Here is a 21,399-nt window from a genome sequence, read left to right as displayed (position 1 = left end):
TTATTATCAATCTTTTCATCTTTAATTCTTTGTTTATTTGTTGTTTAACATAGTAATTTTTTATATTATTTATTCTGAGGAAAAGGCTGAAATAATTAAACTTCCTTAGGATTCATTTTTATTTTTAATAAATTTATTTAATTCTATAGATATTCTCTCCATCACCTCATCCCAATTTGAGAATCCTTTCTGTCGAAATAACCTCATTGTTGGGAACCAGAATGTTCTTTCACCTTCTAAGCCCCATGTCCAAAAAGGTATTTTTTTTAGCATTAGCCAAACCTCTTTCCCCATTCCAGCTGCTAGTGGGGCAATACTACAGTCAATAGTAATTATTAAATCACAATTATCTATTATTGCAGCAGTCTCTGAATAGTCCCATATTTCATCAATCTTATCCTGACATTTAACAAAATGATCTTTGAAATGACATTTTTCTTTTTGCTCAGACCCATAACCCTTTTGGAAAGATACGAAACTAACATCATTTTTCTCAAGAATTATTGAGAATTTTTCTAAAGCTATTGAACGTCCAGGGTATGAGTTTTGCTCAAATTCTTTGTTCCCTTGCCAGTTAATACCAATAATTGGCTTTTTCTCTTTAGATAAAATATTATGCCATTTTAATTTAAGTGATTCTTTTGATTTAATATATACATTATTAATAATTGGATTATTAGGATTAACGCAGAAATATCTAAGTAAAGACTGTAATGGAATCCACTCACCTTCATTAATTAAACTACATTCTTCAGGTGCAATGGGATTTGAGTCAATTTCCGAATCCTTAATCAAGCTATGTAATTTTTTGGGAGCACAAAATGAAACATTTAATTTTTGTTTTTTCAAAGCCAATACATAACGCATATAGAAGATTATGTCACCTGCAGCTTGTTCACTAATAACTAATAGCTTTATTCCTTTTTTGAATTCATTTGTTTTATTTCTTTTGATTTTTGGTGACCCATATAGAGATGGTGCTGGTTGCTTTTTCCACCTGAATTCATAGTATTTAAGACCAGTAGAATAATCTTCTTGAAGTAGCTTTAGTAATCCTAGATTGAAAAAAGCCTGAGGATTATTTGGTCTAATTTGAATAGCTTTTCTAGTAGAATTTTCAGACTCATCAAATTGCCCTTCTTCTTTAAGTATACTTCCAAGGTTTAAATATGCTTCTGAGGAATTGGGATTAATTTCAATAGACTTGGAAGTAGCTATTTCGGCTTCTTTTAATTTTTCAATATTTGGATAACATTTTAATATGGACCCAAGATTTAAAAAAGCTTGAGAGGAATTAGGATTGATTTCTATAGCTTTACGAATACATATTTCTGCTTCTTTTAGATCTCCAGATTCGTGTAATATATTTCCAAGATGTAAGTAGGCCTGTAAAAAATTAGGATTAATTTTTATAGATTTACGAGTAGATATTTCTGCTTCTTTGAGTTTACCTAAATCTTTTAATATCACTCCAAGATTTAGATAATTCAGAGAGGAATTAGGACTAATTTCAATAGATTTACAAGTTGCTATCTCGGCTTCTTTTAGTTTACCCATCCTTTTTAATATATTTCCCAGATTAGAAAAAGCTTCCGAGAAATTAGGCTTAATTTCAATAGCTTTTCGAGTTGATATTTCTGCTTCTTCTAGTTTATCAAGATCTATCATAAGATTTCCAAGGTTTGAATGTGCCTCAGCAGAAATAGGATTAAATTCAATTGCTTTTCTAAATAAAATTTCAGCTTCTTTAAATTTACCTATATCTTTTAATATTATTCCATAATTCAAAAAAACATTGGTGTCATTAAAACCTTGATTTATGCAGTGTTGATAATATTTTGCTGCTTCTCTGACGTTCCCTTGAGAATGAAATTTAAATGCTTGATTAATTGTTTGCTCTTTAGTTTGTTTCGTGGGGGTATTGAGAGGAGTAGAAATAGTCTCTTTAATTTCTTTTGAAATAAATGGAATAGGGAATGTTTTAACTTTAGCGATTTTCTTTTTCCCTTGATCTTTATCACTAGATTCAACCATCTTCTACGAACTTCTAATTTCATTGATTCTACAACTCATTATAGTACTATTTGAAAGTCTTTCTGAGATTATTCTTATTTAATTCTTATAGATAGATAAATGATTAATTGATTGATAAAAGAACTATTTTCTCATTTACCTCAAGCTTCTGTCTTGTTTGAACATATCAGATGTCATTTTTCAAATCTCAACAAATATTTCTACAAGTGATTTTATTTTACAGTTTTGAGAGTTAAGAATATGCAAAAGAGTTTGATATCAATGTCTTTCTAATTCTTATTTCCTAACTTTTATCCATTCATTATAGCTTCTACTTCATAGTATCAACATCTCTTAAGGATTGAGCTCTCATTTATATCTATATATTCTGGCAGCAGCTTAAGATGAATGTTTTGAATCTATTATTTATTAGAACAAAGTCTAATATTATTATTTCTGTACTAAGTCAAAAACGAAACATATACGCTCTTCAGAGCTTTCAAAAGGAATTGTATGGTGAAATAAAGAGGAAGGGAATATACAAATATCTCTAGTTTCTACTTTCTTTATAGTTAAATTGAAATTCTTATCTTTATTAGGATATCTGGGACCTTTATAGCTAAAAGCTATATTACCTGATTCATTATCATGATCCTTATATTTTGGTATCTGGAGATAAAAACTACCAGTAATCCATCCATATTCATGATTGTGGCTCTTCAGGAAACCACCAGTTTTCATACTAATCATCCATGAACGCAGTTCATAATCTTTTGGCCAATTATTTATTAAACCTTGACCACTATCTTTAAACTTATTCTTATAAATCTCAATCTTAAGTTCTAATGCTTTTTTAATGGAGACTATAAATGGAAAGTCTAACGAAAATAAATTACCTGATGTTTGAATCCCTTCTTTTAAAAGACCCTGAGACCTATTTTCATATTTGTTGTCTTTTAGATAACTAATCAATTGGTTTAAGTATTCAATTGAAAATGATTTTTCATTTATCTTGTCCCAGTGTACATAATTTAGGGCATTATTACAGAATGGCGAATTATAATTGGCTTCGTAAATAATATTGGCGTGTTCAACTACACCTCCAATCTCGGCATTACAAATTCCCTGTTTGGTCATTTCAAGATATTTCTGATCAAACTCTTTTTTCCTATCAAGACATAATAAACAGCTTAGATATAAACTTTGAGAACGATTATGATTATTAAATTTAAGATAATGGATTGCTGACTCATAATTTTTTTCAGCATAAAATTGTTCGGCCAACGCAAAAGTATTCTTTTCTAATTTTGGGTTTATTTCAAAAGCCTTTAATCTTGAAGATTTAGCTTCTTTTAAATTGCCAAGATCTTTTAATATATTTGCAAGATTAGAATGAGCTACAGCGAATTCAGGATTAAGTTCAATAGCTTTGCGAGTTGATATCTCGGCCTCTTTCAAATTGCCAAGACTTTTAAATATGCCGCCTAGATTGGAATGGGCTTCTGCGAGATCAGATTTCAGTAAAATCGCTTTCCTTATTAATAACTCTGCTTCTTTTAAATTCCCAAGATCTTTTAATAGGCTTCCTAGGTTATTCAGAGAAATTGCACAATTAGGGTTAAGTTCAATTGATTTTCTTATTGATAATTCTGCTTCTTTCAAATTCCCAAGATCTTTTAAAAGGATCCCTAAATTGGAATGAGCCTCTGCAAAATTAGGATTTAATTCAATAGCTTTGAGTAGTGATAACTCTGCTTCCTTTGATTTACCAAGATCTTTTAATATATTTCCTAGATTTAAATGAGCAGTAGCGTAATCAGGTTTAAATTCAATTGCTTTGCGATATGAATGTTCTGCTTCTTTTCGTTTACCTTGAGCTTCTAAAATTATTCCATAATTAGAAAAAACTCTGTGATCTTTGAAACCCTGATTTATGAAATGTTGATAATATCTAGCTGCTTCTGAAATATTTCCTTGTGAGTGAAACTTGAATGCTTGATTAATGATTTGTTTTTGAGTATTTTCTATATTTTTATTACTAGAAATAGAAATATTTTCTTTTTGTTCTTGTAAATCAAATGGAACTGCGAATGTTTTAATTTCAGAGCCTGCTTGCTTATGGCTTCTTTTTTCCTTAGTCACCTTTAGCTGTTTTACAAAGGATCTATTAATTGTGATTATAACTCGCATCATCGAATCGAATCGATTGCTCAAAGAGTATGAAATAAGTAGAAGAGAAACTTAAAGAATTAATGCAAAGGAAATGGACTTGCTTGTTTAAGTTTTTGAGGTGATCAATATTCAGCTGCCACAAATGTTGGTATGGCTATGTATGAATTATCAAAGGGCGATGTAAAAAAGGTTTGCTAAAAATTCAACCAATTGGGTTTGCGCTATGTTCAAGACAAATAATTCCATATGATGGATTATAGGCTGATTCATAATGTAACAATCTCGTAGTATATATCAGTATGTACTCAAGTTTTAGTTTTATACACCAAAATTTGGAGATCATTTTTAAGTTTTTAGGGCACTACTCTCCTTTCCGATAGTTAACTCAGTTTATTTACTTCTTATCTTTTTAAAATATTTCTGATTAATATATTTATTTTTTCAGATTAATCTCTGCCAAATATTATTTGATGATATCTTTAAATTTTGCACTTCTATTGATTATTTCAATTGCTGGCTTCAATAAATCTTGATAATTATCCCAGCTAGATAGCTCATTCTTATTAATTATTTTTGAATTTACTCGACTAGATATTTTTCTTGTTTTTGGATCTAGACTAGGCTTTAAATATTTATCATTATTTTTCCAACCTAACCAGCAAAGAAGATTTTTTATTTCTTCTTCAGTATTAGTGACTAGATTATCATAATTTAGAAAATATATTTTAGAGCTATATGTTTTTCTATATTTTTCCATTAAAGAATCAACCTCCAACCAAAGATTTGTTGATTCAATGATAGAACATGAATAAGTATGTTTATTTCCCATATTCTTTTTATAAATTTCTTTGATATTATCCAAAGGATTTCTATAACAATAAATAATCTTAGCTGTTGCTATTTGGCTAGCTATTAATCCAGTATAAATCAGATTCATTGGGGTAGTTGTACATATATATGATTTTCCAAAATGTTCTAATTCGAGATTTTTAATATAGAATTCATATAAGCTTGGGTTAAGTGAATTCTCCTCGGCGCTAAGATATTTTTTTATAGCTTTTTCAAGTGCTGGAGTCTCTCCGCATTTTATTAATGTATTATTGCAGGCAAGTATTGACTCGGTAATTGTTTTACCAGACCTTGGCATTCCGACTATAAAGATTGGAATTGGAAGATTTGTTTTATTATTTAAATCATTTTTACTCTCTTTCCAATCTTTATAGAAATCTTTTATTTTTAACTTGATAGCTGAATAATTTGAACCATATATTTTACGATTAATATTATTGGCTTTTTTTAGGAAATCAGAAGCTTGTGAGAAATCGCATTTTTCTTCTGAGACATATGCTCTTGCGAAGAAAATATCAACTAGATCTTTTTTTTGTTGATTATGCAAGATTCTTTCAGAGAAGAGAATATCTTGCCATTTCTTGTTATCAGTGGAAGGATTAAGTATTGATAAGGTACAGTGTGGTTTCGCTAAATAAGGATTAATCTGAATTGCTTTTTGTAGTGATAATTGTGCTTCTTCTAATTTTCCCATATCTATCAATATACTGCCCAGATTGGAATGAGCTATTTCATAATCAGGATTAATTTGAATTGCCTTACGAGTTGATTTTTCAGCTTCTTTTATTCTGCCAAGATGATTTAAAATGATCCCTAAATTGGAATGGCCCTCACAGAAGTCAGGATTAATTTGAATTGCCTTACGAGTTAATCTTTCAGCTTCTTTTAGTTTACCAAGATCTTTTAAAAGGATCCCTAAATTGGAATGAGCCTCTGCAAAATTAGGATTTAATTCAATAGCTTTGAGTAGTGATAACTCTGCTTCCTTTAGTTTACCAAGATCTTTTAATATATTTCCTAGATTTAAATGAGCAGTAGCGTAATCAGGTTTAAATTCAATTGCTTTGCGATATGAATGTTCTGCTTCTTTTCGTTTACCTTGAGCTTCTAAAATTATTCCATAATTAGAAAAAACTCTGTGATCTTTGAAACCCTGATTTATGAAATGTTGATAATATCTAGCTGCTTCTGAAATATTTCCTTGTGAGTGAAACTTGAATGCTTGATTAATGATTTGTTTTTGAGTATTTTCTATATTTTTATTACTAGAAATAGAAATATTTTCTTTTTGTTCTTGTAAATCAAATGGAACTGCGAATGTTTTAATTTCAGAGCCTGCTTGCTTATGGCTTCTTTTTTCCTTAGTCACCTTTAGCTGTTTTACAAAGGATCTATTAATTGTGATTATAACTTCCAGCCAAGTGTTAACTTTTAGAATAAATTGACGCGCTGCAAATAATCAAGAGGGGATTTCTCTGTGATGGAAAATAATTTGTTTAGACTCATTTTTAATAAAGACGTTTGATAGTTTTCCTCGACGCTCCCTAGCGTGAAACCTCTTTTTATTCGGAAATAATAGTATGGGAAATTTACCAATGCTTGTTATGTCAATGTTTGTACTGTTTCTACTTCTTTTGCATTAGAACGAAGATTTCATAAGGAGCCTCTATTAGGTGCTCTTTTTTGGAAAATATAGTAGGTAGTTTGGATGAAATCGATAGGAATTAATGCTAGGGTTTCCTTCCGACTTGCTTATTCAAGTCCATAGCTTCAAAGATGTAGAGAGATGAGTGAAGGAAATAATATGAGGTAAGCAGAGGAGAAACCCTTTGAATTTTATCCAAAGCAATGAACTTGATTGTTAACGACTTTAAAGAGATAAATATTAAACAGCACAAAATGGGAGCAAAACCACTCACCAATCTTGACAAGCTGATGAAAAAAGGGCTGCTAAATAATCAATCAAGTGGCGTTCCACGTATGCAAGACAAGTAATTTAACTGGCTGGCTTAGAAGCTGAGTCCTCTAATGAAATATCGAGTTATCAAAATCCAGTAATTTATGTAAAAAAGAAACACTGGTGCTAGTTATTGAGCTCAGAGTATTTTATGAAAAGACATGATATATTGATTTCGAGCTTACTTAAGAATAATTACAAATGAAAAACATGGTTTTCTCTTTTTATATTTCTTTTTTGAGAGGAATAAGTATTATTTTGGTAATTAAATAGATAAAATAACGTGAATAATAAATTTAAATCTAATAATTCTATTAAAAAAGTTTTTTATGCTGAAGCTGATTATTCTCAGGATGAAATAGATGCGGTAATAGATGTTTTAAAAAACGATCGTCTTTCTTTAATGGGAGGAAAGAGAGTTAAGATATTAGAGCAAAAAGTTTCAAAAATATTCAATAAAAATTATGGACTAATGGTAAATAGTGGCTCATCTGCTAATCTTATTGCCTTTTCATCTCTTAAACTGAAAAAAGGTAGTAAAGTTATAACTCCTTCTCTGACTTTCTCAACTACAATTGCACCAATTGTTCAGAGCAAATTAATACCTTATTTTGTCGACGTAGAGCAAGAAACATTGCAAATAAATACATCTAGACTAAAGGAAATGGATTTAGATAATGTATCAGCAATTTGTGTACCTAATCTAATTGGCAATATAGCTAATTGGAATGATATATATAACTTTGCAAAGGAGAATAATCTTAGAATTGTAGAAGATTCTGCTGATACTATTGGGTATACATATAAGTCTAAACTTGAAAATTGGTCTGATATTACAACAACTAGTTTTTATGCATCCCATGTCATTACTGGTGCGGGGTTTGGTGGGATGGCTTCTTTTTCCAATTTAGAGGAATATAATTTTGGACTTTCTCTAAGAGGGTGGGGAAGACGATCATCTTTATATGGAGAAACGGAAGACTATGAAAGAAGATTCTCTGCGAAAATCGATGGCTTTGATTACGATGATAAATATGTATTTGATGAGATTGGGTATAATTTTATACCTTCTGAAATATCTGCAGCTTTCGCACTAGTTCAACTCAAAAAGTTAAAAGAAAATATTTTAAAAAGATCGAAAAACTTTAATTTTCTAAGTGATCAATTTTCTTTTTCTTCTAACTTTTATGTCCCAAGATCGTATGAAAATGTTAGTACGGGCTGGTTAGCATTCCCATTGATTCTAAAAAATAAGTTAGCCTCAAAAAGAAAAGAAATTCAGATCTTCTTAGAAAAAGAAGGTATTCAGACTAGGACAATCTTTTCGGGAAATATTATGAAACAACCTGTCGCTATGAAATTCAAGTGGGATAAATACGGTACATTTGAAGTAAGTGATAATATAATGAGATCTGGAATATTACTGGGGATTCATAATAGACAGAGTCAAGACAATCTGAATTATATAGTGGATAAAGTATTTGAAGCTGAATATTTATTTTCTAATTAATAAAAAGAGATTTACCTTTTAACGATTTAGTTCTATGAAGATTATTTTTAATATGCTGAATAATAAAAATTTCATAAGTCTATACCTTAAAATCTGATCAGATTAAATATATCTAATGGATTTTCATTATTCATCGAAGCGGAAAGGAATATTACTTGCAGGTGGAAAAGGTAGAAGATTAGCCCCTCTTACTAATTCATTAAGTAAACAGTTGATGCCTGTTTATGATAAACCAATGATTTATTACCCGATCACAAATTTAATGCTCTGCGGAATTAAGGAGATTTTAATTATTTGTGATTCAACCAATTTCAATTTATTTAAATATCTTTTAGGTGATGGAAATCAATGGGGGATATCAATTAGCTATGAAATTCAGGAAAAGCCAAAGGGTGTAGCACATGCAATTTCATTGGGTGAAACATTTGTTGATAAATGTAATGTGACTGTTGCACTTGGAGATAATATTTTTCACGGTAATGAATTTGTAAATCTAGTACGCTCTGCAGAATCTATTGTAAAAGGATGTACTGTTTTTGCGTATCCAGTTAGAGATCCTAAAGAATATGGTATTGTAAAGTTTGATAAATTTGATAATGTTATTGATATTGAAGAAAAACCACAATTCCCATCAAGTCAATATGCTATTACAGGAATATATTTCTATGACAATACTGTTTTTCAAAGAATAAAAGAAATACCAATTTCCTCGCGAGGAGAAATTGAAGTTACTGATTTAAATAGAAAATATTTAAAAGATAAACTTCTTAATGTAGAGATAATGGGAAGAGGAATGGCATGGCTGGATACGGGAACAATTGATTCACTTCAGGAAGCATCCTTTTATATTCGAACTCTGGAGCAAAGGCAAGGATTGAAAATAGGTTGCCCAGAAGAAGTAGCATGGCGACAAGGTTGGATTAACGATGAGCAATTAGAAACTTTAGCCCGTGAGTTAAGTGCTAGTGGGTACGGGCAATATCTATTAAAGTTATTAAAAAATAAATATCCCAGATGATCTTTTCTCTACAATTTTATGTTATTTAAGAAAATCAGCTAAGAATTATGATTACTTTTCCGAAACCTATAAATAGAGTTCTCGTTACTGGTGGTTCTGGTTTTATAGGAGGAACATTAGTAAGAAGATTACTTAAAGATACTCCTCATAAGATATTTAATTTAGATAAATTAGGCTATGCGAGTAACTTAGATGTTGTTAATAATGAATTAGATCTTAATAGATATCAATTAATAAATATTGACTTGGTAAATCATGAAGATACCAAAAATGCTATTGATTACATTGACCCAGATATTATTTTTCATTTAGCAGCAGAAACTCATGTTGATAGATCTATCGTAGGTCCACGAATATTCTTAGAAACTAACATAATAGGCACATTTAATTTATTGGAGTCTGTAGTTAATCATTGGAAATCACTTACATCTTCTAGAAAAGATTGTTTTAGGTTTATTCATATTAGTACCGATGAGGTTTTTGGTTCACTGGGCCCTAAAGGCCTTTTCTCTGAGGACAGTCCATATAATCCAAGTAGTCCATACTCAGCAACAAAGGCGGCTAGTGATCATTTAGTTAAATCTTGGTTCCTAACATATGGATTACCTTCAATAATAACTAACTCAAGTAATAACTTTGGAGCATGGCAATTACCAGAGAAATTAATTCCTGTAATTATTATGAATGCTATATCAAAAAAACCTATTCCAATATATGGCGATGGTAAAAATATTCGTGATTGGATTTATGTAGAAGATCATATAGATGCCTTAATAAAAATAGCTATAAATGGCAGAGTAGGAGATTCATACTGTATTGGAGGAAGTCAGGAAAAAAGCAATGAAGAGATTGTAGAAATTATTTGTCAATTATTAGACTGTCATAATAAATCAAATGCTCCTCATAACAGATTCAAGATTTTTGTAAACGACCGTAAGGGTCATGATAGAAGGTACGCTATTGATAATAATAAGATAAGACAAGAGTTGAATTGGTCTCCCAATTATAGTTTTTCGAATGCTATGTCATCAACCGTGAAATGGTACTTGGATAATATTGATTGGTGTACAAAATCTATTTAATATTTATTAATTAAAATTTTAAATAAATACATGGCATTTTGAACCTAATTCTGTTTCCATGATTGAATATTAACTCCATTTTCTTACAAGTATATTAAGTATAAATTATATCTCTAGGTTGTGACCCCTTTATTATCTAATTTAGATATCTTATTGGCTTTTAATTTATTTGATAATTCTCTCTCTTGGCCTTGTAGGAATTATCATGTAAGTTGACTAATAATAATTTCTTTAATTCAGACAAACTAATTAGAGGACTAAGATCTTCTAATGGTAAAGATGTAAGTCTTCCATCTGATGTTATAGAAACTGCTGATTTAGGGACTAGTTTCTGTTCCTTTGGCATAAATACTTCCAAAACAATAGGATCAGAATTGTCTAGGAATTCTGAAATTGTCCTATTAATATGATTTGGTTCACTAATTCTTAAATAAGTAAATCCAAGCGATTTTACTAATTTACTATAATCTGGACAACTCAAACCACTGCTCTTGTCTGTGCCTGCTCTTCTTCCTTTTAATATTGCATTTTGAGTATGTTTTATCATTAAATAACCATCGTTATTAAATATGATTATTTTCATTGGTATATTGTTACTAATAACTGAATGCAATTCCTGAAGATTCATCATTAACCCTCCGTCACAATTTAAACAGATAATATCTCTAGTTTGATCAGCAAACCAAGCTCCTATTGCTCCGGGTAATCCATAACCCATTTCACCAAGCCCTTGACTGCTAAACAATTTTTGCTCATCTTTTGTTTTTAATATTTGAAATCCACTGATAAGTGCTGTTCCCATGTCAGTAACAAAGGTTGTATTCTCCTTGGCTTTGGATCCTAATTCCGAAATCAAGTGATATGAATTTACAAAATTTTTATCATTATCTAAATGGCATGACTCTAGTAAAGGAAGAGACTTCTTAACTTCCTTTATATGTGTAAGCCATTCTTTTTTTATAACAAAATTTGGTTTTATTAATTTATGGATTTCTTTTAAAGTTAGAAAAGAATCAGAATTTAGTTTTTTGAATCTAGGACCTAACTTTTTCAACTCAAGAGTATCAATTTCAATAACAAAGATATCAGCTTCTCTTGCTATTTCATCATGCCTATATCCTATTTGAGGTACAGAAAGACGAGTGCCAATTGTGATCAACAAATCACAAGACTGTAAGATAATATTTCCTGCTCTGCTTCCATATGTACCAGCATGGCCAGCATAGAGCTCTTCTATAGGCTTAAAAATATCATTAGCTGTCCAAGAAGTTAAGTAAGGTATAGATAAATCTTTTAAAATAGTTTCTAATTCAATTTTATCACTAGAACGTAGTCCATTGCCAAGCCATAATAATGGTCTAGAAGAAATATTGATTTTTTCAATTAACTTATTAAGTAACAACGAATTGATATTATTTATTTTAAATGAAGACTTTTTGTCGCTTATTTTTCTCGTTTTGTTTAAATCAATATTATTCATCTTTTCTGACTGAATATCCATGGGCAAGTCAATAAGACAGGGTCCTTGTCTTGCGTCCTTGGCTAAATGTAAGCAAATATCAAGCTCATTAATTGCCTCCACTGCAGACATACAAGTAACCACTTTTTTCGTACAACTTGAGTAAATTGATTCAGTAAATACTCCTTGTATTCCTATCATTCTGCATATATTGTTATTTCTGAATTGCTGAGTAGATTCTTGGCCAGAAATTATCAAAATCGGGACACTATCAGCCCAAGCTCCCATTACACCTGTAAGCGCATTTGTTGTTCCTGCACCTGCTGTCACTAACACAACTGCCATTTCTCCAGACTGCATATAATAACCATGAGCTGCCATCACACATGCTTGTTCATGGTGAAGACAAACAAGTTCTAGCTTTTTATTTCTGTAAATCGAGTCAAATAAATATGCATTTGCAGATCCAATTATCCCAAATACGTACTTCACGCCAAAAGCAACAAGCTGATCAGCGATAAAATCAGAAACTAAAACATCATTCATCCTTAATCTGCTGGATTATTGAAATTAATTCTATTTAATGATAGCTTTATTGGACTAAGATACATAATGATTTTGGTTGAACAGCAAGTTTATTTACAATTAATTATTCTTTCAATATCATATTATTGATTTATATTTGTAATAAATTACTACCCCGATCATGTGTTAAGTATGATTAGAACATAGATTATGCAGTAGTTCTATTGTCTATATTTAATAGATTTAAAATTCACATTGGAGAAGTGATTTGAGTAAAAAAGTTGCGATACTTGGAACAGGGAATATCGGTTGTGATCTCCTTGTAAAATGCTTGAAAGAGAAACAGATAGAAGTGGTTTCTTTTAGTGGGAGACACAATAATTCAAAGGGACTTAGTTTTGCATCTGGTTTGGGAGTGCACACTACAGATAGAAGTATAGATGGGATAATTAATCACCATCAAAAGCCAGATGTTATTGTTGATGCAACAAGCTCTATTTACCATAAATACCATTATGAAGTAGCAAAAAAGAATAAGATTTTAATTGTTGACATGACTCCAGCGAATCTTGGTATATCTTGTTGTCCTGCTATTAATCTTGATGAATGTCTTAAAAAAGATAATATAAATATGATATCTTGCGGAGGTCAGGCATCTATTCCGATTTGCTTTGCTTTGAAGTCGTCAAATTGCAATTTAAGTTATATTGAAATTGTTTCTACTATTTCTTCTATTTCAACAGGAGTAGGTACAAGAATAAATATTTCTGAGTATATTACAGCGACAGAAAATGCAATAACTAATTTTACAGGAATAAAGAATGTCAAAGTTATTATAAATATTAGTCCTGCGCTTCCACCCATAACAATGAAAACAAGTGTTTTTGTAGAAAGTAAGGAGATAATTAATTATGATGATACAGTTGATAACATTAGATTAATGTCTGATAAAACTAGGGAATATGTTAAAGGTTATAAAAATATAATTACTTTAAAAACAATTGGAGATAAAACTTTGTCTCAGATAGAGGTAAGTGGAAGCGGAGATTACTTACCAGAGTATGCAGGAAATCTAGAGATAATTAATTGCGCAGCTTTGAATGTAATTAAAAATTTATGAAACTTCCGATTTTCTATGATGTGACATTAAGAGATGGTTCACATGCAAATAATCATTCCTTTACCTCGGGTTTTTGTTCTAAGTATATTGAACAAGCACATAAATCTGGCTTGAAGTTTATAGAGATTGGTCATGGTAATGGTTTAGGAGGAAGCAGCTTACAAATTGGAAAGTTAAAAGATCCTGATATTTTTAGATCATTAGAAAAATATATTAATGGCAATAAAGATATCAAGTTTGGGACCCATGTAATTCCAGGATTAGCTAAATTTTCAGATATAAAAAATATTGTTAATAAAGGAGTCTCAATAATAAGAGTTGGTTCCCATTGCTCTGAGGCTGATACTACAGAAACATATATTGAATATGCTGCAAATTGTGGCTGTGAAGTTTGGGGATTATTGATGATGTCGCACATGATTAGACCAGATCACCTCGCAAGAGAGGCAGAGAAAATGCAAAGTTACGGTGCTTCTCGAATTGTTTTTCTAGATTCAGCCGGTTCTCTTACTCCCAGCATGGTAAAAAAAATTTGTATTGAAGTTTTATCTGTTATAAAAATCCCCTTAGGTATACATACACATAATAATTTGCATGCAGCATTAGCAAATTCTTTATCTGCACTTTCTAATGGATGTTCTTCTGTTGATGTATGTTCTAGAGGATATGGTGCAGGTGCTGGGAATTTATCTATTGAGGCAATAGTAGCTATCTTAGAGAAAGATGGAATTGATACTGGTATGTCATTTGAAGAGTTAATTAAATTATCTACTTTGATAGAATCTAATTTTCCAGAAAGTCTTCCTCAAGTAGACTCACTCTCAACATCTACAGGATTTTATGGTTTATTTTCTGGCTATAAGAAAAAAATAATAGAAGTAGCAGAAGAATACAATATTGAAGAGATTGAACTAGTAAAGAGATTGGGAGAGTTGGATATAGTAGCAGGGCAAGAAGATCAAATTATTTCAATAGCTGCTGAACTAAGTAATAAGGAGAAGAAATCGTGAATACTCATATACATTTACTTGGCGGTACAGGAAGAATTGGAAACAAACTTGTCAATTCATTAAAATACAAACCAATAAATAAATTTTCTAATATCTGGGTTTATTGCGATGGAAATAAAGCCGTTAAATTTAATAAAGAAAATAGAGGTGTAGACTGTAAAGTATTAATAAGTTATAGAAATTACTCCAATTTTAAAATATCTAATTTGGTTTATAATAATGAAATAAAAAAAGATGATAGACATTTAATTATAAATTTACGAGGAGTTAATAGTAGAATTCATTGGATATCTAGACCATTAGATTCCATAGAAATTCAACATCAATCAATTAAAAATATTACTGAATCAGATATACATATTTATAAAAATTCAAAGTTAATTCATTTTAGTTCACAGCTTTGTGATCTGATTGAAAGTAAAAAAAGCCTACATGAAATTTGTGAAGGAGAAGATAGTTATAGACGAGCCTATATGATTAGCCGTCTTCATCAAGAAAGCATCATTTCAGCTTTTGCTTTTAAGCATGCATTATTCACAAAAATAATTAGATTACCTGCAGTTTATGGATTTGAAGATGATAATAATAGTCCTTGGGTCCTAAATGCATTTGTAAAACAAGGTTTGTCAAATGGAAGGATAATACCTAGGAAAGGTTCATCATATGTATGGTTGACTCATCAACAAGTTTTAGTTAATTACCTTCGAGATATAATTAATGATTATGGCGAGAAAAAAGGCGATAAAAATGTATCCTACCTGCGTCCACCAAGTATTGGGATTAAAATCAATGATTTAGCATGTTTAGTTATGGATGTGATTTCTAAATGTAATATTGATCAAATTAAATATAAGAGTCTAATTGGTTATGATATCAATAAAGAAGATCAATTGAAATTTAATTTCAACCTCTTAAAAGAGAATATAGATGATCTAATCTTGAAACATTCATCAAGATAGATATAAATTAATTATTCTAATTTTGAAAAATAAAATTGTTTTTTATTCTCTATTTGATTTTAAATAATTTGCTGTATCTAGAATTTGCTCTCTAAAACATGTAGCTTTAATATTATACTTTTTTAGTAAATTTATGAATTGATCTTGCGAAGAAATATAACTATCTGGATTTTTATTGAAGTCTATTTGATGAGTTGCCTCTGGCAAGTGAAATTGATCTGTTATTAATTTTGCAAGGGAGATTAAATCTGTTGTATGACTAACTGTATTTATAATTTGATTCATTGATCTATCATTGGATAGCAACCAACTGCAAGCTAATTCTGAAATATTTTTTGCATGGCCATAACTTCTATAGACAGGTCTGATCGAATCAATTTTGAATGATTCTCCTTTTATTGCCTTTAAAAGGAAACTACCAAGGGCGTAAATGGATGGATTCCTAACATAAGCACCAGAGAGTGCATAAATTCTAAGTATAAGAGAATTACCAAACTTAGAAATTTCCACTTCTTCCGCTTTTTTTAAATAAGCATAAGGATCTTTTGATATTAAATTTGGATCGTTGGATTTCTCATAAGAACAATCAAATGCGGATGCTGCTCCAGATGAAATTTCAACAACTTTATGATCTTTGCAAAGATTAAGTCCATCGGAAATTGTTTTTGTTATGAATTTATTAGTGTTAATATATTTATCCAAATTCGTACTTTTAATATAATTTCTTGTCACAAATGCTGAATGAATTAAGAGGATTTTATTAGTCTCTTTACATAATTTAGGAAAAATACTTAAATTTTTTACTTTAATTTCTATTCTATTCTTTTTACTATATCCTGTGGATTGTATGACCTTTTCTTTGCTAGCTAAAGCAACTACATTAGAGTTGAATTTATTGTACGCTATTTTCTTTTGTAATATATTCATGATATTTCTTCCTACCCATCCTGTAGCTCCCGTAACAACAATTAAGGATTCTTTGGATTTCATTTCTATATAGGTTGTTTTTATGCCTTAATTTTTCAATAGTTATTATAATATATAATTAGAGATATTACACGTTATCTATTTAGTTAGATTAATGTAAATATTTTCTAAATCCTTAGTGTATTTAGATGAATCAAAAAATGTGCAATTTCTTTTATTTCTTATCTTTTCTTTGATCTGATCAAATTTTTCTTTATTAGTTGCAAGTTTATATGCTAATTCCTCATATTCCGTTGTATTATATGTTATTAATTCGTTTAAATCACATGAATTTAAAATACTACCTGCAATTCTTGCAGAGCAACTCTTTCCTAATAATGTGATAATTGGCAATCCACATGATAATGCAATTTGTGCCATAGTTGCAGCGTTATAATTGAATGTATCTAAAAATAAATCAGCACAAGAGTGTCTTGAAAAATGATCATCAATTCCCACTCTTTCAGCAAAGATTACTCTTTCTTCAGATAGCTGATTCTTTCTTAGCTCTAAATGAATATTATTTATTGCTTCTTGATGAGGTTTTATTAGCCATAAAACACTGCCTTCTACTTTCTTTAATAACTTCATCCAAATAATAAATTCTTTTTTATTAATCTTATAAATCCCATTGAAGCAAGTGAAAACGAACCCCTTTAAGGGAAGACCTAATTCTTCTCTTTGGAATTTCTTCTCCGATATGAATTTCTTATCGTCAAAAGGGAGGTGACAATTGGGATGATATAAGACCTTCTCAATATAAAATTTCTTATTTTCTTCAGGAATTAATACTTTATCGGCAAGAATGTAATCATAGGATTTAGAGCCCATAGATCCAGGATAACCAAGATAGTTTATTTGAATAGGAGCAACTTTATGAAAGAAAATAGAACTTCTACTTGATTTTGTATAACCATTAAGATCTATAGCTATATCTATTTGATCATTTCTTACGACTTTGACTATTTCAATTTCTGATAGATTACTCACGTCTTTAAAAATAGAAACAGCTTCTTTTACTCTTATTGTGTAAGCATCTTTAATTTCAGATAGACTATAAGCATATATTTCAAATTTAGATTTATCATGTAATTCTAATGTCCTTATTAGTAAATGTGTTATTGAATGATCTTTGAAATCGGAGGAGAAGTAACCTATTTTAATTTTATTTTTTTTCGGGCAATTTATTTCTGGCAGTTCTTTACTTCTATTCTCTTGAGAAAATTTAATGGCACGTTTTAAATGATTTAATGGATTATCTTCTATGTACATTAATGATAGGGGTGCTACAGCCTTACCCTCTATCCCTATTTTATTTAAATAAGGTGAATACTTTTCTATTTCATCCCACATGCAAAGTTTAGATAAAATATAAATAATATTTGAAATAATGTGAATTTGTTTAGAATCTATTTCATAGGAGCTTTCGTATGCTTTCTTTGCTTCTTTTAATTTACCTAAATCACTCAATATTATTCCCAGATTATAATATGCTTCCGAGAAATTAGGATTGAGTTCAATAGCCTTTCTTTGTAATAATTCAGCTTCTTTTAATTTTCCGAGGTCTTTCAAAATGACTCCTAGATTTGAATGAGCTTCTGAGAAATCAGGATTGAGTTCAATAGCTTTGCGTTGATATAATTCAGCTTCTTTTAAATTGCCTAGATCTTTCAATATAACTCCTAGATTAGAATGGGCCTCTAGGAAATCAGGTTTAAGTTGAATAGCTTTGCGTTGATATAATTCAGCTTCTTTTAAATTGCCTAGCTCTTTCAATATAACTCCTAGATTAGAATGGGCCTCTGGGAAATCAGGTTTAAGTTGAATAGCTTTGCGTTGACATAACTCAGCTTCTTTTAAATTGCCTAAGTCTTTCAATATGATTCCTAGATTAGAATGAGCTTTAGAATAATTTGGATTTATTTCAATTGCTTTGCGTTGATATAATTCAGCTTCTTTTAAATTACCAAGATTACTCACAATAATTCCCAGATTATAATATGCTTCTGAGTAATTAGGTTTAAGTTGAATTGCTTTACGCTGATATAATTCTGCTTCTTTTAAATTGCCTAGCTCTTTCAATATGTTTCCAAGATTGGAATGAGCCTCTGGGAAATCAGGTTTAAGTTGAATAGCTTTGCGTTGATATAATTCAGCTTCCTTTAATTTGCCTAGCCCTTTTAATATGTTTCCAAGATTGGAATGAGCCTCAGGGGAATCAGGTTTAAGTTGAATCGCTTTGCGTTGATATAACTCAGCTTCCTTTAATTTTCCCAGGCCTTTTAATATAATTCCATAATTAGAAAAAACCCTATGATCTTTATAACCGTTCTTTATTAGATATTGATAATTTTTTGCTGCTGCTGAAATATTTCCTTGTGCATGAAACCTAAAGGCTTGATTTATTATTTGTTCTATAGAGGGCTTGGTATTCTTGTCGCTTTTCTTTTTTGATTGTTTCTGCTCTCCAAAACCTTTCATTTTTTAAACTTTCAGGTTCTTTCCTTTTTTGATAATACTATCCTTCTCACGAACTTTATGAAAATATATTGCGCTCATTAAATAGGCCGTAGATAATCTCTTTTAAAGAGAAGTGATTACTATAAATCTATTGAAAATAAGGGCGTTTTAGGTAGTGAAGTTTAATTTTTATGTTGCTTGATATTTATTGAATCATATTCATGTTAATGATTTGAAGCCATAACTTAGATTATAGAGAATATGCATGGGATAAGCCCCTGAAAACCGATAGAAGTATTAAAATGAATTGGATGCTAGAAGCTAATAAAAGAATAATGAGCACAATATTACGCAATTATGAAATGGCATTAACAGAAAGCAGGTAATAAATCCACTACTTGATATTGATTCTTACCTCTTTTTTGATTATATCTTAATCGCTAATTTTAATTAAAATTATCTGCAAATAGTGAAAAAAATACTCATAAATTTTCAACAAGGGATTCAAAAATTATCATCAAATGCTGTTTTTTACTTAATGTTATACAGCAAGGAGGAACAAGTAGATTAAATATATACAATAAAATCTATGCATATGTATTCCCTAAATGCATATTAACCAGTGAAGATTTGGTTATTTTTAAAATTCAGATATGCAGAAATGGATGCAAGAAAAAGTTGATAAGGGAGTAGTCACTTCTTTTCCTTATGCCTAATTATTGTTTATGTAGTCATTAACGTCTAAAAGTTTGGTGGCATATAGTTGGATATTTAGCGAATGACTAAGCAAAATTTGTTTAATGCTGTCTAATTTTACCGAGGTTGACAGACACTCTTAAATTTATAATTTTCATAATGATGTAGGTAGAGTAAAACTAAGGGAAAACCTTTAGCTTCGGTAAAGGTATGATAAATCTACCACCACTATTTATGAATTTATAATTCTTTTCAAATATTTCTTCCGCAAAGCTCCAGGCAAAAAGGAGGACATAATCTGGTGGATTTTTTGAATATAGCTTAGAACTATTATGGATCTTTAAATGAGATCCTGGAGTATAAAGACCTTGCTTGTGGGGAGCATCATCAATCATATAATCTAGAATATTTTTATCAATATTACAGAACTGAATTATTGTATTTGCCCTACCTGATGCCCCATAACCAGCTATTGATTTGCCTTTACTTTTAAGCTCTATAAGTAATTTATTTAAATTATTTCTAGAGCTATTTATCTTGTCAGCAAAATTAACGAATGTACTATATTTATTGTAATTTTTATTCAACTCATCTTGCTCTAATTTCTTAACATTGCTTGTTGGTAGATCTAGTTTACTTCCTTTCTTGCAGACATAAAATCTAATAGAGCCTCCATGAATTCCGATTTTCTTTAGATCATATATATTCATATTGAATCTAGAGAAATGATTTTTAGCTGATAGAAATGAATAATAAAAAAGATGTTCATGGTAAATCATATCATACTGTAATTCATCAATTAGGCTAGATAGATAGTGAACTTCAAAAATAAATATGCCATTATCTGAGAGTGAATTATAAATAGCAGAAGTTGTATCCTTAATGGTTGGTATATGAGCAAATACATTATTTGCCATAATTATATCTATCTTTCCATATTTATAAACGATTGATGAAGCAAGTTTTTTGGTAAAGAAATCATTGTAAAGAACTAAATTCTTATCATTATTAATATTATTAATAATATTTGAGGCTGGATCTACTCCAATAACTTTAAAGAAATTTTGTTCTAATAAAGGCTTCAATAAGACACCATCATTACATCCAAGTTCTAGTACAATAGAAGTACTAATATCTTCTGGAATAGATGATATTTCTAAAGCATATTGATTGAAATGATCTCTAAGAGTTTTTATTGCTGAGGATGAATAGAAATATTTAGAGAACATTTTTTCAGGCTTAACTATATCCACAACCTGCAACATAAAACACTGTTGACAAAAACAAATATTTAGAGGATATTTTTTCTCATTTATTATTTCATTATAATCCAAAAAAGCACCAGCTAAAGCAACATCACCGAAATTAATTACATCAGAAAGATTATTGCTATCGCAAAATGAACATTTAAATCTTTTATTAGTTTTAAGTTTGCCTGTGGAGGGCATATTTACTTTTTAAATATCAGTTTATTTTATCACTTTTGTTATGGGACAAACAACTCAGTCCCTTTCCCCTCCATTAGGACTTAGTCTAATGAGGTAGACCTCATTGTTTTTATATGACTTAATGAAATAGCTTGCCAATGAGTACTCAACGAAAA

General features: G+C 30.0%; 13 protein-coding genes. 6 read left to right on the top strand and 7 right to left on the bottom strand.

Annotated features, from left to right (window positions below):
* Positions 1 to 105: 105 nt before the first annotated feature.
* From AC6EIZ_RS05150 to AC6EIZ_RS05140, 3 genes are all read right to left on the bottom strand, one after another.
* Positions 106 to 2,034, bottom strand: a complete 1,929-nt coding sequence (locus tag AC6EIZ_RS05150; RefSeq protein WP_498512933.1) for a tetratricopeptide repeat protein — start codon at positions 2,032 to 2,034, stop codon at positions 106 to 108.
* 429 nt (positions 2,035 to 2,463) lie between these two features.
* Complete coding sequence (locus AC6EIZ_RS05145) at positions 2,464 to 4,155, bottom strand: tetratricopeptide repeat protein (protein ID WP_498512932.1); 1,692 nt, start codon at positions 4,153 to 4,155, stop codon at positions 2,464 to 2,466.
* Between the two features lie 493 nt (positions 4,156 to 4,648).
* Complete coding sequence (locus AC6EIZ_RS05140; RefSeq protein WP_498512931.1) at positions 4,649 to 6,403, bottom strand: tetratricopeptide repeat-containing sulfotransferase family protein; 1,755 nt, start codon at positions 6,401 to 6,403, stop codon at positions 4,649 to 4,651.
* Positions 6,404 to 7,274: 871 nt separating this feature from the next.
* On the opposite strand from AC6EIZ_RS05140, the gene AC6EIZ_RS05135 reads away from it, so the two are divergent.
* From AC6EIZ_RS05135 to rfbB, 3 genes are all read left to right on the top strand, one after another.
* On the top strand, positions 7,275 to 8,501 hold the full coding sequence (locus tag AC6EIZ_RS05135; RefSeq protein ID WP_498512930.1) for a DegT/DnrJ/EryC1/StrS family aminotransferase: 1,227 nt from the start codon (positions 7,275 to 7,277) through the stop codon (positions 8,499 to 8,501).
* Between the two features lie 115 nt (positions 8,502 to 8,616).
* Positions 8,617 to 9,519, top strand: coding sequence for a glucose-1-phosphate thymidylyltransferase RfbA (gene rfbA / locus AC6EIZ_RS05130; RefSeq protein WP_498512929.1), 903 nt, complete (start codon positions 8,617 to 8,619; stop codon positions 9,517 to 9,519).
* Positions 9,520 to 9,566: 47 nt separating this feature from the next.
* The gene (gene rfbB / locus AC6EIZ_RS05125; protein WP_498512928.1) at positions 9,567 to 10,601 is read left to right on the top strand and encodes a dTDP-glucose 4,6-dehydratase; all 1,035 of its coding nucleotides are present in this window, start codon (positions 9,567 to 9,569) and stop codon (positions 10,599 to 10,601) included.
* Between the two features lie 160 nt (positions 10,602 to 10,761).
* On the opposite strand, the gene AC6EIZ_RS05120 is transcribed toward rfbB, so the two are convergent.
* Entirely contained in the window at positions 10,762 to 12,606 is a 1,845-nt protein-coding gene (locus AC6EIZ_RS05120) for a thiamine pyrophosphate-binding protein (RefSeq protein ID WP_498512926.1), read from the bottom strand.
* A 247-nt stretch (positions 12,607 to 12,853) separates the two neighbouring features.
* On the opposite strand from AC6EIZ_RS05120, the gene AC6EIZ_RS05115 reads away from it, so the two are divergent.
* Genes AC6EIZ_RS05115 through AC6EIZ_RS05105 form a run of 3 tightly spaced genes read left to right on the top strand, consistent with a single transcriptional unit; the run spans position 12,854 to position 15,674 of the window.
* Entirely contained in the window at positions 12,854 to 13,705 is an 852-nt protein-coding gene (locus tag AC6EIZ_RS05115; RefSeq protein WP_498512924.1) for an acetaldehyde dehydrogenase (acetylating), read from the top strand.
* The gene (locus AC6EIZ_RS05110; protein ID WP_498512922.1) at positions 13,702 to 14,715 is read left to right on the top strand and encodes a hydroxymethylglutaryl-CoA lyase-like TIM-barrel protein; all 1,014 of its coding nucleotides are present in this window, start codon (positions 13,702 to 13,704) and stop codon (positions 14,713 to 14,715) included. Before AC6EIZ_RS05115 ends, AC6EIZ_RS05110 begins: the two co-directional genes overlap by 4 nt.
* The gene (locus AC6EIZ_RS05105) at positions 14,712 to 15,674 is read left to right on the top strand and encodes an NAD-dependent epimerase/dehydratase family protein (protein WP_498512920.1); all 963 of its coding nucleotides are present in this window, start codon (positions 14,712 to 14,714) and stop codon (positions 15,672 to 15,674) included. The genes AC6EIZ_RS05110 and AC6EIZ_RS05105 overlap by 4 nt, the downstream gene beginning before the upstream one ends.
* 42 nt (positions 15,675 to 15,716) lie before the next feature.
* Here the strand turns inward: AC6EIZ_RS05105 and AC6EIZ_RS05100 are convergent, their stop codons facing one another.
* From AC6EIZ_RS05100 to AC6EIZ_RS05090, 3 genes are all read right to left on the bottom strand, one after another.
* A complete protein-coding gene (locus AC6EIZ_RS05100) occupies positions 15,717 to 16,664 on the bottom strand; it encodes an NAD-dependent epimerase/dehydratase family protein (RefSeq protein WP_498512918.1) in 948 nt (315 codons plus the stop codon).
* Between the two features lie 75 nt (positions 16,665 to 16,739).
* Entirely contained in the window at positions 16,740 to 19,121 is a 2,382-nt protein-coding gene (locus AC6EIZ_RS05095) for a tetratricopeptide repeat protein (protein ID WP_498512917.1), read from the bottom strand.
* A gap of 854 nt (positions 19,122 to 19,975) precedes the next feature.
* Positions 19,976 to 21,244 (bottom strand): class I SAM-dependent methyltransferase, encoded by a 1,269-nt coding sequence (locus tag AC6EIZ_RS05090; protein ID WP_498512915.1) that lies wholly within the window; start codon positions 21,242 to 21,244, stop codon positions 19,976 to 19,978.
* Positions 21,245 to 21,399 lie beyond the last annotated feature (155 nt).

It is taken from the genome of Prochlorococcus sp. G4PB16 (assembly GCF_059772465.1).
The sequence above is the reverse complement of the archived record's forward strand: the minus strand, read 5'-3'. Positions and strand labels throughout refer to the sequence as shown.

Excerpts from the sequence above, each read along its gene's own strand:
- AC6EIZ_RS05090 (WP_498512915.1), bottom strand. The coding sequence starts at position 21,244 with ATGCCCTCCACAGGCAAACTTAAAACTAATAAAAGATTTAAATGTTCA.
- rfbA (WP_498512929.1), top strand. The coding sequence starts at position 8,617 with ATGGATTTTCATTATTCATCGAAGCGGAAAGGAATATTACTTGCAGGT.
- AC6EIZ_RS05100 (WP_498512918.1), bottom strand. The coding sequence starts at position 16,664 with ATGAAATCCAAAGAATCCTTAATTGTTGTTACGGGAGCTACAGGATGG.
- AC6EIZ_RS05150 (WP_498512933.1), bottom strand. The coding sequence starts at position 2,034 with ATGGTTGAATCTAGTGATAAAGATCAAGGGAAAAAGAAAATCGCTAAA.
- AC6EIZ_RS05120 (WP_498512926.1), bottom strand. The coding sequence starts at position 12,606 with ATGAATGATGTTTTAGTTTCTGATTTTATCGCTGATCAGCTTGTTGCT.
- rfbB (WP_498512928.1), top strand. The coding sequence starts at position 9,567 with ATGATTACTTTTCCGAAACCTATAAATAGAGTTCTCGTTACTGGTGGT.
- AC6EIZ_RS05110 (WP_498512922.1), top strand. The coding sequence starts at position 13,702 with ATGAAACTTCCGATTTTCTATGATGTGACATTAAGAGATGGTTCACAT.
- AC6EIZ_RS05095 (WP_498512917.1), bottom strand. The coding sequence starts at position 19,121 with ATGAAAGGTTTTGGAGAGCAGAAACAATCAAAAAAGAAAAGCGACAAG.